Genomic DNA, 14084 nt, shown 5'->3' with positions numbered 1-14084 from the left:
GGGAGAGTAGGACGCCGCCGAACAATTATTGTGGGATAGCCCCGCACCAGCCCTTACGGGTTCGGTGCGGGGCTTTTCTGCGTTTACGGGCTGTAATGGCGAGGCGTGGGGGCGGGGGGCTGGTTAGGATCCGGCGGTATGGATCATTACGAGATACGTGCAGTGCGGGCCGATGAGTGGCAGAAGGTCAAGGGGCTGCGGGTCGATGCCCTGCGGGATCCGCTGGCGGGCGTTGCCTTCCTAGAGACCCTTGAGCAGGCGCAGGGGCGGACGGACGCCTTCTGGCAGGAGCGGACCGAGGGGGCCGCGGTCGGCCGGCGGGCCAGGCAGTTCATTGCCGAGGCCACCGACGGGGAGTGGGTCGGTTCGGTGACCCTCTTCGTGGAGGAGAAGGGGACGGCCGACTTCCTCGGGGAGGCCATCGCGCAGGACCAGGGGCATCTCGTGGGCGTGTTCGTACGCGAGGAGTGGCGGGGGCGCGGGCTGGCCGAGGGGCTGTTCGAGGCCGCGCTGGAGTGGGCCTGGGGGCTGGAGGAGCCGGCACTGGGACACGTACGGCTCTATGTGCACGAGGACAATCCGCGGGCGGCGACCTTCTACCGGCGGTTCGGGTTCTCGGCGAGCGGGCGCGTCCTGCGGCTGGAGTCCGGGGCCGAGGAGCACGAGTACGTGTACGGGCGGCCCGAGGGGGTCTAGCCGAGGGCGGCGTCGGGCCAGTGGGCTCGGGCCTGGGCGCGGCTGCGGCAGAGGGCCAGCAGGGGGAGCGTCGGGTCCTGGAGGAGGTCGGGGAGCTGGGGGAGCGGGGCCACTGCGGCGATGTCCTCCAGGACCAGGGTCAGTGGTGGGTCGAGCCGACCGGCGGATGACCGTGCGGCCATGCGGCGGCCGTGCTCGACCACGCTGGAGGCGAGTGCGGTCAGCAGGGGCATCGCACCCGGGTGGGTCCGGGGGTCTTCGAGGGGTTCGCCCACCACGTAGAGGGTGCCCCCTTCCGAGACGAACGAAGCCAGGGTGAGGGCGTCCGTTCGATTCGGGGTGCAGGCCTCGCGGATGTGGATCGAGGTCAGGGAGGAGAGGGCGCGGGCGGCCAGGGCCTGGGCCTGTTCGCGGCGTTCCGGGTGGGAGATGAGGGCGCTTTCCAGCTCGCCGGCGGCGCCGGGGGCGGCCTGGAGGTGGGTGCGGAGGATGCGGACCGGGTCCTGGACGGAGTGGCCCTGGGCCCAGCGGTGCAGCTGCTTGAAGGGGCGGGCGTCGAGGGCGGCGGCCTGGAGCCAGCTGCGCAGGAGGGTTTCCGCGGTGTCGGCGACGGCCGCGTCGAGGCGGGCCTGGGGGCGTACGGGGGCCAGCAGGGCGATCGCGCGGGCGGCGGCGGTATCGCGGTCGGCGCAGTCCTCGGCGGGGTTCCAGTGCATGCGGGCCGGGGTGTCACACAGGTGGGAGGGGTCGTAGAGCAGGACCGGGCCGAGTTTCGACCGGGCGTCCTTGGTCTCCGACCAGAGGGTGGGGGATGAGGTGACGACGAGGACGGCACCCTCGGCGGAGGCGATGCTCTGGGCGGCCAGGTGGTGGCGTTCCGCCGGTGTGCCGTAGGCGAGGCGTGGGGGAGGGGTGGCTGCCGGTCCGGGGTGGGTGGGGCTGTCGGGTTCGGTGGCGATCCCCGTTCCGGTGCCGGGGCCGGGGCCGTGGTCCGTTCCGGTTCCGGTGCCGGGGACCGTGGGGGTGTTCGGGGCGTAGCCGAAGCCGTAGCGGTAGGCCTCGTCGGCTGAGGGGCGGGTCGCCCGGGCCTCGGCCGTGGGCTGGGGTTCCGGGTGGGTGGCGTGGGCGCTCGGGGCCGGGGCGGGTGCCGACGCGGGCGCGGGCTGGGGGTCGGCCGGGTGCGGAGCATGGGAGGGCGCGTACGGCGTGGGCTGGGCTGCGGGCCGGTGCGGAGCGGGGGCCGCCGCGTACGGCGTGGGGTGGGCCGCAGGCGAGTGTGGCGCGTGGGCGGCTGTGTACGGCGTGGGGTGGGCGGTCTGCTGGGGTGCCTGTGCCGGGAGGGGGGCCGGTTGTGGCTGGGGGGTCTGTTTGGTGCGGCGGGCCTTGGTGCGGGCCACCACGCCGAGGGTGAAGATCGTGAGGACCAGGAGCACCAGGAGCTGGCTGATGAACAGGCCCCAGAAGAGGCCCCAGCCGGGGAGGGCCGCCGGGTCGGTGTCCGGCCAGGCGGCGGCGAGGTCGTGCGGTTGTGTTATCAGGGCGCGCACCGCTTGCGGGGTGCGGGTGAAGGTGACCGTGGCCGGCCAGGCGCCCTTGGTGAAGAGGGCCGCGAGGCCGGTGGCCGACCAGACCAGGACGGCGAGGCCGAGGAGGAAGGCGAGGAGGCCGACCAGGACTCCGTCCGGGATGCCGCCGGCTCGCGCGGGGGGATCCGTACGTCTGGGGTCGGGCATGGTCAGGCCACCGTGGTCGCTGAGCCGGGGCCGTTGCGGCGCTGGCGCTCCATGTACAGGGCGCGTTCCTCCGCTTCGAGTTCGGCGGCCAGCAGGTCGTCGGGGAGCTGGGGGGCGGAGGATTCCGTCATCGCGCGGTCGGTGTAGACGAGGGGGCGTTCGGACTCGGTGATCAGGTGTTTGACGACCTGGACGTTGCCGTTGACGTCCCAGACGGCGATGCCGGGGGTGAGGGTGGGGATGATTTCCACCGCCCAGCGGGGGAGGCCGAGGACGCGGCCCGTCGCTCGGGCCTCGTCGGCCTTCTGGGCGTAGATCGTACGGGTGGAGGCCATCTTGAGGATGGCCGCGGCTTCGCGGGCGGCGGCGCCGTCGACGACGTCGGAGAGGTGGTGGACGACGGCGACGAAGGAGAGGCCGAGGCGGCGGCCGAACTTGAGGAGGCGCTGGAACAGCTGGGCCACGAAGGGGCTGTTGATGATGTGCCAGGCTTCCTCGACCAGGAAGATGCGCTTCTTGCGGTCGGGGCGGATCCAGGTGTGTTCCAGCCACACGCCGACGATCGCCATGAGGATGGGCATGGCGATGGAGTTGCGGTCGATGTGGGACAGGTCGAACACGATGAGGGGGGCGTCGAGGTCGATGCCGACCGTCGTGGGGCCGTCGAACATGCCGCGGAGGTCGCCGTCGACGAGGCGGTCGAGGACGAGGGCGACGTCGAGCCCCCAGGCCCGTACGTCGTCTATGTCGACGTTCATCGCGAGGGCGGATTCGGGCTCGGGGTGGCGCAGCTGTTCCACGATGTCGGTGAGGACCGGCTGGCGCGTGGTGATGGCGTCGACGACGTAGGCGTGGGCGACCTTGAGGGCGAAGCCGGAGCGTTCGTCGAGGCCGTGGCCCATGGCGACTTCGATGATGGTGCGCAGCAGCGCGAGCTGGCCGGTCGTGGTGATCGCCGGGTCGAGGGGGTTGAGGCGGATCCCGTCGTCGTTGGCGGCGATGGGGTCCAGGCGGATGGGGGTTATCCCCAGCTGCTGGGCGATGAGGTTCCATTCGCCGACGCCGTCCTCGCCCTGGGCGTCGAGGACGACGACCTGGCGGTCGCGGAAGCGCAGCTGGCGCAGGACGTACGTCTTCTCCAGGGCGGACTTTCCGTTGCCGGATTCGCCGAGGACCAGCCAGTGGGGGGCCGGGAGTTGCTGGCCGTACAGCTGGAAGGGGTCGTAGATGTAGCCCTTGCCGCTGTAGACCTCGCGGCCGATGATGACGCCGGAGTCGCCGAGGCCGGGGGCGGCGGTGGGCAGGTAGACGGCCTGGGCCTGGCCGGTGGAGGTGCGTACGGGCAGGCGGGTGGTTTCGACCTTGCCGAAGAGGAAGCTGGTGAAGGCGTCCGTCAGCGCGGACATGGGATCTCGCATGGCGGCCATTCCCTCCAGCTAGCGTCGGATGCCGGTGGCGAACGGCAAGGTGTTGACGAAGGCGCGGTGGTGCTCGCGGTCGCACCATTCGAGTTTCAGGTAGGACTTGCCGGCGGAGGCGCGGATGGTGCGCTTGTCGCGGGCGAGGGCTTCGGGTGAACGCGAGGACACCGTGATGTACCCGACGAGGTTGACTCCGGCAGCGCCGCTGGCCAGATCTTCACCCCTCTGGTCGAGCCGGCCGTGGGCGGCGATGTCGCGGGGGTCGACGGTGCGGTTCATCTTGGCGGCGCGGCTCGCGTCGGCCTCGTCGTTCGTCTTCTCGGTGAGCATGCGCTCGATGGCGATCTCGGTGGGTTCCAGGTCCATGGTGACGGCGACGGTGCGGATGACGTCGGGGGTGTGGACGAGGAGCGGGGCGAGGAAGTTCACGCCGACCGGGGTCATGGGCCATTCCTTGACCCAGGCGGTGGCGTGGCACCAGGGGGCGCGGGTGGAGGACTCGCGGGTCTTGGCCTGGAGGTAGGTGGGCTCGACGGCGTCGAGTTCGGCGGGCCAGGCGTTGCGCTTGGTCATGGCCTGGATGTGGTCGATGGGGTGGTCCGGGTCGTACATGGAGTGCACGAGGGAGGCGAGGCGGCCCTGGCCGAGGGGCTGGCGGACGCGGATGTCGGCTTCGGCGAGGCGGGCGCAGATGTCGGTGAGCTCGCGGGCCATGACGATGGCGAGGCCGGCGTCGCGGTCGAGCTTGCGGCCCTTGTGCGGGGTGGAGGCGCGGGCGATGGTGACGGCTTCTGCGGCCAGGTCGCGGGTGAAGTGCATGCAGGCGACGAGGTAGGCGCGGTGCTGCTCGGAGGAGGTGGAGACCATCGACTGGAGCTGGTCGTAGGAGTCGCGCAGCCAGCCGGGGGCGCGGGTGTTCCCGCGCTGGGCGACGTCCTTGGCGTGGGCGTCGGGGTCGGCGGGGAGGGTGCGGGCGAGCATCTGCAGGCGGGTGACGAAGCCGTCGCCGTTGGCGACGTGCTTGAGGAGGGTGCCGAAACGGTCGACGAGGGCTTCCTGGTCCTCGCTGTCGCGCAGGCCGACGCCGGGGCCCTCGATCTCGATGGCGGCGGTGACGGTGCGGCGGTCGGCGTGCAGGAGAACGGCGATCTCGTCGGGGCCGAAGGGGGCGGCGAGCCAGTTGATGCGGCCGATGCCGGGGGGCGGGCCGACTTCGACCTCGCGGCCGTCGGCGGCGCGGGTGCCGGCTTCCATGGCGGAGGAGCGGTACGTGGTGCCGCGGCGAAGGGTGCGCTTGTAGCTGCGGCTGATCTCGAACCACCGGTAGAAGGTGCGGCCCTTGTAGGGGACGTACACGGCGGCGAGGGCGAGCAGGGGGAAGCCGGCGAGGCTCACGATGCGCAGGGTGAGGGCGGGGACGAGCAGTCCGCTCATCATGCCGAAGAACGCGCCGACGATGATCAGGGCGATCTCGCCGGTTTCGCGGTTCTTGCCGACGATCGCGTTCGGCCGGGCGCGGCCGATGAGATACGTGCGGCGGGGCGCGATCGGGTGGACCTGGTGGGACTGGGTCGTCAACGCCCGTCACCTCCTGTGTTTCCTGTGTTGCCGGCGGTTCCTGCGGTTCCTGCGGTTCCTGCGTTCCTCGGACTGGAGCCGGTGCGGGGCGGGGGTGCGGCGGAGGGGACAATTCCGCCGCCGGATCCGCCGCCGGGGCCGCGGCTGCTGTGGGCGGCCATGCCTCCGGAGATCTGGTTGGCGTCACCGCCGGTGGACCCGCCGCCGCCGGCGCGGTGGGCGCCGCCGCCGCGGCTGCTGTGGGTTTTGATGCCCTGGGATACGAGGGAGGCGGGGGAGCTGATGACGGCGGCGGCCTGGGCGCCGTCGGTGGCCTTGGAGCGGTTGGTGCGGGCGGAGGCGATCTCGTCGCCGAAGCCGGGCACGAAGCGGTAGATCATCGCGGAGGCGAAGATCGCCAGGAGGATGATGGCGAGGCCGGAGACGACGGCGGAGAAGGCGTTGGGGCCCTTGTCGCCGGCGAGGGCTCCGGCGAGGCCGAGGACGATGACGATGACCGGCTTCACGAGGATGACGGCGATCATGATGCCGGCCCAGCGGCGGACGTGGCCCCACATGTTGCGGTCGACGAGTCCGGAGTAGACGACGGTGCCGAGGAGGGCGCCGACGTAGAGGAGGGCGGCGCGGATGACGAGCTCCAGCCAGAGCACTCCGGCGGCGAGGACGGTGACGAGGGCGACGACGATCAGCATGATCGGGCCGCCGCCGATGTCCTGGCCCTTCTTGAGGGCCTCGGAGAAGGAGCCGAAGAAGACGTCGGTCTGGCCGCCGGTGGCGGAGGCGATGACCTCGGTGACGCCGTCGGTGGCGGAGACGACGGTGTAGAGGATCAGGGGGGTGAAGGCGGAGGCGAGGACGGTGAGCCAGAGGAAGCCGATGGCTTCGGAGAGGGCGGTGGTGAGGGGGACGCCGCGGATGGCGCGTTTGGTGACGGCGAGGAGCCAGAGGACGAGGGTGAGGATGGTGGAGGCGGCGAAGACGACGGCGTACTGCTGGAGGAAGGCGGGGTTGGTGAAGTCGACGTTGGCCGTGCCCTTGATGGCTTCGCTGAGTTTGGTCACGATCCAGGCGGCGGCGTCGGCGCAGCCTTTGGCGAGGGAGGCTAGGGGGTTGAGGGCGTCGGTCGAACCGTCGCTGGGAGCGAGCCCTGCTCCCGTGCCCTTGCCCGTTCCCCGGCCTGCTTCGCAGTACTGCTTCGAGGGCCCGTCCAGCAGTGCGCACGGGTCGCTGCTGGCCGAGGCGCTGGGCGGGGGGGTGGCTCCGGGCGTGGTCGCCGGGGGGGGCGGCGCCGCGTAGGCGCGTGTGGCCAGAGCGATGAAGGCCAGATGGACGGAGGCGATCACGCCCAGCCTGCGGCTAGCGGGCATAGGTGAACCCTCCGAAGTCCTTGATGGCTTTGCTCATGTCGTCGGACGTCGAGACGGGGACGTCACCGGGGACGGGAGCAGGGCCGTCCTGCTGCGTGTCGTCGACGACCTTCCAGTCGTCGGCCACCCAGGTCAGTTCGAAGGTCCAGGTCTTCCAGGTGGTGCGGACGGGGTCCGTGGACTTCTCGCCGGACATGCCGATCAGGCCGGTGTACCAGACCGAGATTTTCGCCGCCGTCGGGGTGTAACTCTCGACGCGGGTGCCGACCGGGACGGTGCGGGTCACGAACGTGCTGCCCTGGGGTGGTGCGCCGTTCGCGTCGAGGCCGAGCCTGGCCAGGAAGGCGGGGCTGTAGGCCGCGTCCTGAGGAGCCTTCAGGGCCGCGGCCGCCTGGGGCGCGTAGATCCCGTCCACCAACGCGTGACGGGAGTTCTTGTTGAACATCGCGTCCGAGCCCAGGGCCACCGCGTAGTTGGCGGCGGCCGATTGGGCGCCCTGTTCGTCGTGGGCGAAGCCCTTGGGGAGGCCGGCGGACTTGGTGGTGACCGGGGGGGTGCCCGTGGGGGCCGTGGAGGTGGTTTCGGGGGCCTTGTCCGCGGTGGTGGTGTCCGGGGGTGTGGAGCGGTTCGCGAACGCGATGGCGGCGATGAGGACGACGACGACGCCGACCACCGTGATCAGGCCTCGGGTGGGGCGGGGGCCGCGGCGGGGGGTGCCGTAGGGGTCGGAGGGGGAGTCCGGGAGGCGGGTGCGGGTCTGGCCCGTGCCGCCGACCTCTCCGCCGCCGCCGTAATGGTCGTCGTTGCTCATTGCGTCTCCGCCCCCTCCGCGTCGTTCGACGGTAGCGCTGGTTTCCGCTCAGGCGCGGTGTGGTGAGTCGTCATCAGGGTGCGGCCGGGCCGGGTGGTTCGGCTAGACGGCCATTCCGTAGACGATCGTGAAGAGGGTGCCGAGGGAGCCGATGATGAAGACTCCGGTGAGGCCGGCCACGATCAGGCCCTTGCCCTGTTCCGCGCTGAAGGTGTCGCGCAGGGCCGTCGCGCCGATGCGCTGTTTGGCGGCGCCCCAGATGGCAATGCCGAGGCAGAGGAGGATCGCGACGGCCATGACCACCTCGATCATGACCTTCGCTTCGTTGCCGAGACTGCCGAACGGCCCCCAGTTCGGGGCGATTCCGCCGATGATGGTGGTGATGTCGCCCTTTTCGGCTGCCAGGATCATGTAACTCACCGCCCCTGTATGGGTAGTTCCGGTAGCCCGTGCCCGACGGCAGGGGCCACGCACTATCTTCGCTGATGAAACCGCCGCCGTCGTCGACTTGGCGGCTCTCTTTACCCGATCTCCTGGCGTGCGCCCCTTTTCGCGCGCCCTGACCTGGTCACTCTGTGTATCACGAGGGGTGACGCCGGGCAATGACTGTCCGCTCGGTGGGCGCGGGGCCGGGTGAGGGGCGGCCGTTCGGCGCAGTGGAGGGGGTGGGGTGGGGGATTCGGCCGGTAGTCCGGTAGTGCGGAAGTCTGTTTGTCGGGCCGGGCGGGGTGGGTGGTGTGGTCCGGTGGGGGCGTGAGGGGCGCACGGGGGCGTGGTGTGCGCCGGGCCGGGGGTGGGTGTGCCTCGGCCGGGGTGGGGCGGGGTGGGACCCGGTGCCGACGTCAGTGCCAGTGGGGTGGGTGGGTGAAGGGTGGGGGGAGTTTTGTGGTGGGGGTGCCTTGGGCGGCGTTGAGTTGGGGTTGGGTGAGGAAGAGGGTGTCGCGGAGGTCGGCGGCGGTGAGGTTCGTGTCGCGGAGGTCGGCGCCGATCAGGTCGGCGCCGCGCAGGTCGGCGCCCGTGAGGTCGGCGGCGATCAGGTAGGCGCCGCGGAGGTTGGCGCCGCGCAGGTCGGCGCCCTTGAGGCGGGCGCCCATCAGGTCGGCGCCGCGGTGGTTCTTGCGGCGGCCCGGGGAGGTGGCGCGTACCAGTTCGCTGGCCTTGAGGAGCAGCGGGTTGATGTCCTGGCGGAGGGCGCCGACATCGAGGGTGGTCAGGGTGTCGGCGTCGGCTCTGGTCAGGGCTTCCGTACGGGCCAGGGCCGTGCGCAGGGCCGGGTGGACCGGGGCGGCGGCGGGGAAGGTGAGGGCCTCGGCGAGGTAGGCGAGGAGCTCGTGCAGCTGCCGCATGACCGGGAAGGCCGCGAACATCGCCGTCCGGGTCTCGGGGTGGGTGCGCCAGTCGCGGCCGCCGAAGGTGACCTGGGAGACCTGCTGTCCCGCCCCCAGGCAGTCGAAGACGGTGCATCCCTGGAAGCCCGTGTCGCGCAGCCGGGTGTGGATGCCGCAGCGGAAGTCCTCCCGGAGGTTCGTGCAGGGGGTTCCGGCGGCCTTGTTCACGGCGAAGTCGGTGGACTTGGCGAAGGGCAGGGCGACGCAGCAGAGCGCGAAGCAGTTCGCGCAGTCCGCCTGGAGGAGGGGGAGCGAGGGCGGGGTGGGGGTGGGCACCCCTCCATTGTTACCGGAGGCGCTTGATCCACCGGGGTGGGGTGGCGAGCATGCCCGTATGACAGAAGTGATCGCAGTCGCCGTCATCACCGTGCTCGCCGTGATCAGTCCGGGCGCGGACTTCGCCATGGTGGTCAGGAACAGCTATCTGTACGGGCGGCTCACCGGGCTGTTCGCGGCCGGCGGGGTGGCGGCCGGGGTGCTGGTGCACGTCTCGTACACCATGCTCGGTGTGGGGCTGCTGATCGCCTCGTCCACCGCGCTGTTCACGGCGATCAAGCTGGCCGGGGCCGCGTACCTGGTGTGGATCGGCATCCGGACCTTCCGGGCGCGGGAGGCGCTGACGGTGGACCTGGAGTCGAAGCCGGAGCTGAGCCCGCTGGGGGCGATGCGGTCCGGATTCCTGACGAACGTGCTGAATCCGAAGACCACGCTGTTCGTGGTGTCCACGTTCACGCAGGTCGTCGAGCCGGGGACGTCGGCGTGGCGGCAGGCTGGGTACGGGCTCTTCATGGCGGCGGCGCACCTGGTGTGGTTCGGGGCGGTGGCGCTGTTCTTCTCGGACGCGCGGCTGCGCGAGCGGATGCTGAGGGCGCAGAAGGCGCTGAACCGGGCGATCGGGTCGGTGCTGGTGGGGCTGGGGGTCGGGCTGGGTCTGGCGCGCTGAGAGGGAGGGGAGGAGGGGGTGGTGTCGCGGGGTACCTGTCGGTAACGTGCGGCGGCATGGACGCTGAGGACGGGTTCTACGAGCGGATCGGCGCGGGGCGGTTCGCGGCGAGCGAGGCCACGCGCGGGCCGTGGGACGCGGGGTCGCAGCACGCCGGGCCCCCCGCGGCGCTGCTGGCGCGGGAGATCGACGAGCGGGCGGGCGCGCGGGAGGACATGCGGATCGCGCGCGTCACGTACGAGATCCTGCGGCCGGTGCCGATCGGCGCGCTGGAGATCACCACGAGCGTGCTGCGGGCCGGCCGGAGCACCGAGCTGGTGGAGGCGGCCCTGACCCCCGAGGGCGGGTCCGGGCCGGTGATGCTGGCGCGGGCGCTGCGGATCCGGGTGGCCGGGGAGCCGGTGCCGGCGGTGGCGCCGGGGGCGGTGGTGGCCACTCCGGGGGAGGCGGTGGAGTCGCCGTTCTTCCCCGTGCCCTGGGAGCAGGGGTACCACTCCTCGGTGGAGGCCCGGTTCACGGACGGGGCCTTCACGAAGCCGGGGCCGGGGACCTGCTGGCTGCGGATGCGGGTGCCGCTGGTGGCGGGGGAGGCGGTCCGGCCGCTGGACCGGGTGCTGGTGGCCGCGGATTCGGGGAACGGGATCAGCGCGGTCCTGGACGGCGGCCGGTTCGTCTTCGTGAACGGTGACCTCACGGTGCACCTGCACCGCCATCCGGTGGGGGAGTGGGTGTGCGTGGAGTCCCGTACGAGTGTGGACGCGGGCGGCATCGGCCTGGCGGATGCCCGGCTGCACGACGAGAAGGGGCCGATCGGACGGGGCGCGCAGAGCCTGTTCGTGGCGCCGCGCTGAGGGGGCGCTGCCGGCCGCTGGCTGTGCCGGGGCCGGGGCGGAGTCCCGCCGTGGCCGGGCCGCCCACCTACATCCGGCAGACGGCCCCGAACTGTGACGATATTCCGATCCCTCCCAGAAGGCGACGCCTGCCGGGAGCCGGAGGAGGAGCGTCCCTGGACCGCCTTCCAGATCGCGGTGACCACGGCGGAGAGCGACTACGCGGGGCAAGTGCCCGCCGGTAAGGTCCAGATCGGCTTCCGGGTCGAGGACGCCCCGCCCGACATGCCCCGTACTACGTGCAACCGCGGCACCGAGGTGGACGCGGGCGGCCGGTCCACCTCTGTGACGGACAACCGCCAACTCGGCTTCGTGGGCAGTACGTCACCTGTCCCGACGGCTTCTCCATGCTGCTCGACGGGAAGACCGTCAAGGCGCCTGCGCTGTCGCAGGATCCGGCACGCGACGTGGGGCACGGACCACAAGGGCGTCATGTGTACGGGGTTCCCCACGGGTGCCTGACCGCCACGCTGGCGGCCAATCAGTCGGAAGAGCTGACCGGATGGGCCGACAGAAGGGATGATTCGACACGGGTGGTGATTGCTCCGATAAACGCACGTGGATGGGGGAGTGTTGACGGATGCGCAGATTCTGGGTGATCGGCGGAGTCGGTTTCGGGGCGTGCCTGTGTTTCCTCCTCCTGCTCGTGGTCGGCACCTACTCGGCCGCTGCCGGGCTGCAGAGCGCTGCGGGGGGCCATCTCGCGGGGCTCGTCAAAGGGGCCGTGCCGGGGAAGTACCAGCCCTTGGTGCAGAAGTGGGGCGTCCTGTGTCCGACCCTGACGCCGGCCGTGCTCGCCGCGCAGCTCTATTCGGAGAGCGGCTGGGATCCGGACGTTGTCAGTCCCGCCGACGCGCGGGGCATCGCCCAGTTCATCCCGGGTACGTGGGCCACGCACGGCATCGACGGGGACGGCGACGGCGACCGGGACATCTGGGATCCCAACGACGCGATCCCGTCGGCGGCTTCCTACGACTGTGAGCTCGCGCGGTACGTGGGCAAGGTGGCCGGGGACCCGGTCGCGAACATGCTGGCGGCCTACAACGCGGGGCCCGGCGCGGTGCTCCAGCACCAGGGGGTGCCGCCGTACAGCGAGACCGAGGGGTACGTGAAGGCCATCACGACCCTCGCCAAGAGCTTCGAGGCCCCCGTCGGGCGGGTGGCGCCCTCGCAGCAGGCCGCCGGGGCCATTTACTTCGCGCAGAAGCAGTTGGGGACGCCGTATCTGTGGGGCGGCAACGGGACGGCGGATCAGGGTGGGCGGTTCGACTGTTCCGGGCTCACGAAGGCGGCGTACGAGACCGTGGGGATCGAGCTGCCGCGGGTGGCCAACGATCAGTACAACGCCGGATCGCACCCGGCGCGGGCCGAGTTGCTGCCCGGGGACCTCGTCTTCTTCTCCGATGATCTGACCAACTCCCGTGAGATCCGGCACGTCGGCATCTACGTGGGCGGCGGTTACATGATCAACGCCCCGTACACCGGTGCCGTCATCCGCTTCGACAAGATCGACACACCCGACTACTTCGGGGCGACCCGCGTGACCAAGGACGGGGCGGCGGCGCTTCCGGAGCTGGCGGCGGCTACGCCGGGCGGGTGACGACACTGTGTGAAGCGCAGGCCTTGAGCTGCGATGACGAATCACTCTTGGATAACGTTGGAGTGATCATTCGGTGGAGAGTGGAACGTAGCTGCCAGAACGGGCGTTCCATGAGCACGGGGGCTGATCGGCGGGGGGGTTCAAGGGGCGCACACCGGCGTGCGCCCGCAGGGGACTAGGCAGGCAAGGGGCCGCGTCGCATGGCTGGACTCACAACTGGTGGGCCGAATGTGGATGTCAGCCTGCTGTACGAGATCAACGGCCTGGCCCGGCACGCCCCGGGCTGGTTCGACCGGGGTGTCACCGTCCTCGGCGGGTACGGTCTGCCGCTGGCCATGGTCCTGCTGGTGCTGTGGTGTTGGCGCGCGGCCCGGCGGCAGGACGAGAGCGCGGCCGCCGAATCCTTCGCCGCGCTCGTGTGGGCACCGCTCGCCGCCGCCACCGCCCTGCTCGTGAACGTGCCGCTGCGCGGGTTCGTGGCGCGGCCGCGGCCGTTCCTGCAGCACGAGGGGCTGGAAGTGCTGGGCCGGCACGGCGCCGGGTACTCCTTCGTCAGCGACCACGCCACCCTCATGATGGCGCTCGGCGTCGGGGTGTTCCTCGCCAACCGGTGGCTCGGGCTCGTCGGGATCGGGCTGGCGCTGGCCGAGGGGCTGTGCCGGGTGTACCTGGGCGTGCACTACCCGACGGACGTCATCGGGGGGTTCGCGCTGGGCACCGCCGTCGTCCTGCTCCTGGCGCCGCTGGCCATGGCCGGGCTGACCCCGCTGGTACGGGCGGTCGCGCGGGCGCCGCGCGCGGGACGGCTCGTACGGGCCGGGGAGCGGGTCGTGGCGCGCCCGGTGGAGCTGGCGCAGCGGCCGGCGGAGGGTGAGAGCGGCCTCGCGGCGTAGACCCCGGCCGGGCCGGGGTCAGGCGGGGGGCCGCAGGGACAGGAGGGCGGCGGCCAGGAGGCAGAGGGCGGCCGCGGCGAAGCACAGGCGTACCGCCGTCGGGCGGGGGCGGGGTTTCGGCGGATGCGACGCCTTCGAGGGAGTCAACGGCTTCAACGCCTTCAGCGCCTTCAGTGGCTTCAACGGGGGGCGTCCCCGTCGGGCCCGCCGTCCCGCCGGGAGCGGTCCGCCTCGTCGCGGCGGTAGCGGGAGCGCAGCCACAGGCCGGTGGCCACGGCCGCCGCGGTGGTGAGCCCGATGGCCAGCGCCACGTCGCCCGGGCCGTCCGCCGAGCCCACGGGCCGGGCCCAGGCCGCCGCGGCCGGGGTGAGCGCGATCAGCAGGGCCCAGAGGAGGGCCGCGAGGCGGGGTGCGGTTCCTGGCATGACTCCAGGGCAGCCGCTCCCGCGCGGCGCGGCCACCCGGGCCGTCCGAACGGGCGACGCGCCCGGCTGCGGGGCCGGGATATGAGGGGGCCTACCCCGACGTGTGGCCGGTGGCGTCCTTGCGGGCCAGGTCCCGGGAGCGGCGGGCAGGGCCGGTCCAGCCGCAGCTGCAGACGGCCAGACAGAAGGAGCCGCGTTCCGCGGTGCTCGTGTGGTGCGCGGCCGGCGGCTGTGGGGGCTCCACGGGGTGACGTGTCAGCGGCACAGCGGTAACCGGAGGGGCAAGGGTCGCTTTGGTGTGCGGATCCACGCCCCCACGGTACCCGCTCCGGCCCGGTG

The 14084-nt window shown here is 71.9% G+C and carries 14 protein-coding genes; 5 read left to right on the top strand and 9 right to left on the bottom strand.

Annotated elements, in window-relative coordinates:
- Positions 1-138: 138 nt before the first annotated feature.
- Entirely contained in the window at positions 139-696 is a 558-nt protein-coding gene (locus ACZ6ZT_RS22080; protein WP_469721405.1) for a GNAT family N-acetyltransferase, read from the top strand.
- On the opposite strand, the gene ACZ6ZT_RS22075 is transcribed toward ACZ6ZT_RS22080, so the two are convergent.
- The 7 genes from ACZ6ZT_RS22075 to ACZ6ZT_RS22045 all read right to left on the bottom strand — a co-directional run bounded on the left by ACZ6ZT_RS22075 (position 693) and on the right by ACZ6ZT_RS22045 (position 9357).
- Positions 693-2429, bottom strand: coding sequence for a type VI secretion protein (locus ACZ6ZT_RS22075; protein ID WP_469721403.1), 1737 nt, complete (start codon positions 2427-2429; stop codon positions 693-695). The genes ACZ6ZT_RS22080 and ACZ6ZT_RS22075 overlap by 4 nt on opposite strands.
- Positions 2430-2431: 2 nt before the next feature.
- Positions 2432-3847: an ATP-binding protein gene (locus ACZ6ZT_RS22070; RefSeq protein WP_469721401.1), complete on the bottom strand. Its 1416-nt coding sequence runs from the start codon at positions 3845-3847 to the stop codon at positions 2432-2434.
- Between the two features lie 18 nt (positions 3848-3865).
- Positions 3866-5428 (bottom strand): SCO6880 family protein, encoded by a 1563-nt coding sequence (locus ACZ6ZT_RS22065; RefSeq protein WP_469721399.1) that lies wholly within the window; start codon positions 5426-5428, stop codon positions 3866-3868.
- Positions 5425-6795 carry a hypothetical protein gene (locus ACZ6ZT_RS22060; RefSeq protein WP_469721397.1) on the bottom strand — a complete coding sequence of 457 codons (1371 nt, stop codon included), beginning with the start codon at positions 6793-6795 and terminating at the stop codon, positions 5425-5427. Before ACZ6ZT_RS22060 ends, ACZ6ZT_RS22065 begins: the two co-directional genes overlap by 4 nt.
- A complete protein-coding gene (locus tag ACZ6ZT_RS22055; RefSeq protein ID WP_469721396.1) occupies positions 6785-7606 on the bottom strand; it encodes a DUF8175 domain-containg protein in 822 nt (273 codons plus the stop codon). Before ACZ6ZT_RS22055 ends, ACZ6ZT_RS22060 begins: the two co-directional genes overlap by 11 nt.
- Positions 7607-7708: 102 nt before the next feature.
- Positions 7709-8017, bottom strand: a complete 309-nt coding sequence (locus tag ACZ6ZT_RS22050) for a hypothetical protein (RefSeq protein WP_008742356.1) — start codon at positions 8015-8017, stop codon at positions 7709-7711.
- 431 nt (positions 8018-8448) lie between these two features.
- Complete coding sequence (locus tag ACZ6ZT_RS22045; protein ID WP_469721395.1) at positions 8449-9357, bottom strand: pentapeptide repeat-containing protein; 909 nt, start codon at positions 9355-9357, stop codon at positions 8449-8451.
- On the opposite strand from ACZ6ZT_RS22045, the gene ACZ6ZT_RS22040 reads away from it, so the two are divergent.
- From ACZ6ZT_RS22040 to ACZ6ZT_RS22025, 4 genes are all read left to right on the top strand, one after another.
- Positions 9329-9937 carry a LysE family translocator gene (locus ACZ6ZT_RS22040; protein ID WP_469721393.1) on the top strand — a complete coding sequence of 203 codons (609 nt, stop codon included), beginning with the start codon at positions 9329-9331 and terminating at the stop codon, positions 9935-9937. The two genes, ACZ6ZT_RS22045 and ACZ6ZT_RS22040, sit on opposite strands and share 29 nt — an antisense overlap.
- 56 nt (positions 9938-9993) lie before the next feature.
- A complete protein-coding gene (locus ACZ6ZT_RS22035) occupies positions 9994-10788 on the top strand; it encodes a thioesterase family protein (RefSeq protein ID WP_469721391.1) in 795 nt (264 codons plus the stop codon).
- A gap of 619 nt (positions 10789-11407) precedes the next feature.
- A complete protein-coding gene (locus tag ACZ6ZT_RS22030) occupies positions 11408-12427 on the top strand; it encodes a C40 family peptidase (protein WP_469721389.1) in 1020 nt (339 codons plus the stop codon).
- Between the two features lie 200 nt (positions 12428-12627).
- Positions 12628-13320, top strand: coding sequence for a phosphatase PAP2 family protein (locus ACZ6ZT_RS22025; RefSeq protein ID WP_469721387.1), 693 nt, complete (start codon positions 12628-12630; stop codon positions 13318-13320).
- Between the two features lie 179 nt (positions 13321-13499).
- Here the strand turns inward: ACZ6ZT_RS22025 and ACZ6ZT_RS22020 are convergent, their stop codons facing one another.
- Both ACZ6ZT_RS22020 and ACZ6ZT_RS22015 read right to left on the bottom strand, forming a co-directional pair.
- Complete coding sequence (locus ACZ6ZT_RS22020; protein ID WP_469721386.1) at positions 13500-13745, bottom strand: hypothetical protein; 246 nt, start codon at positions 13743-13745, stop codon at positions 13500-13502.
- 91 nt (positions 13746-13836) lie between these two features.
- Positions 13837-14010 (bottom strand): hypothetical protein, encoded by a 174-nt coding sequence (locus ACZ6ZT_RS22015; protein ID WP_469721385.1) that lies wholly within the window; start codon positions 14008-14010, stop codon positions 13837-13839.
- Positions 14011-14084: the final 74 nt, after the last annotated feature.

The organism is Streptomyces sp. NPDC102258, assembly GCF_055584685.1.
The sequence above is the reverse complement of the archived record's forward strand: the minus strand, read 5'-3'. Positions and strand labels throughout refer to the sequence as shown.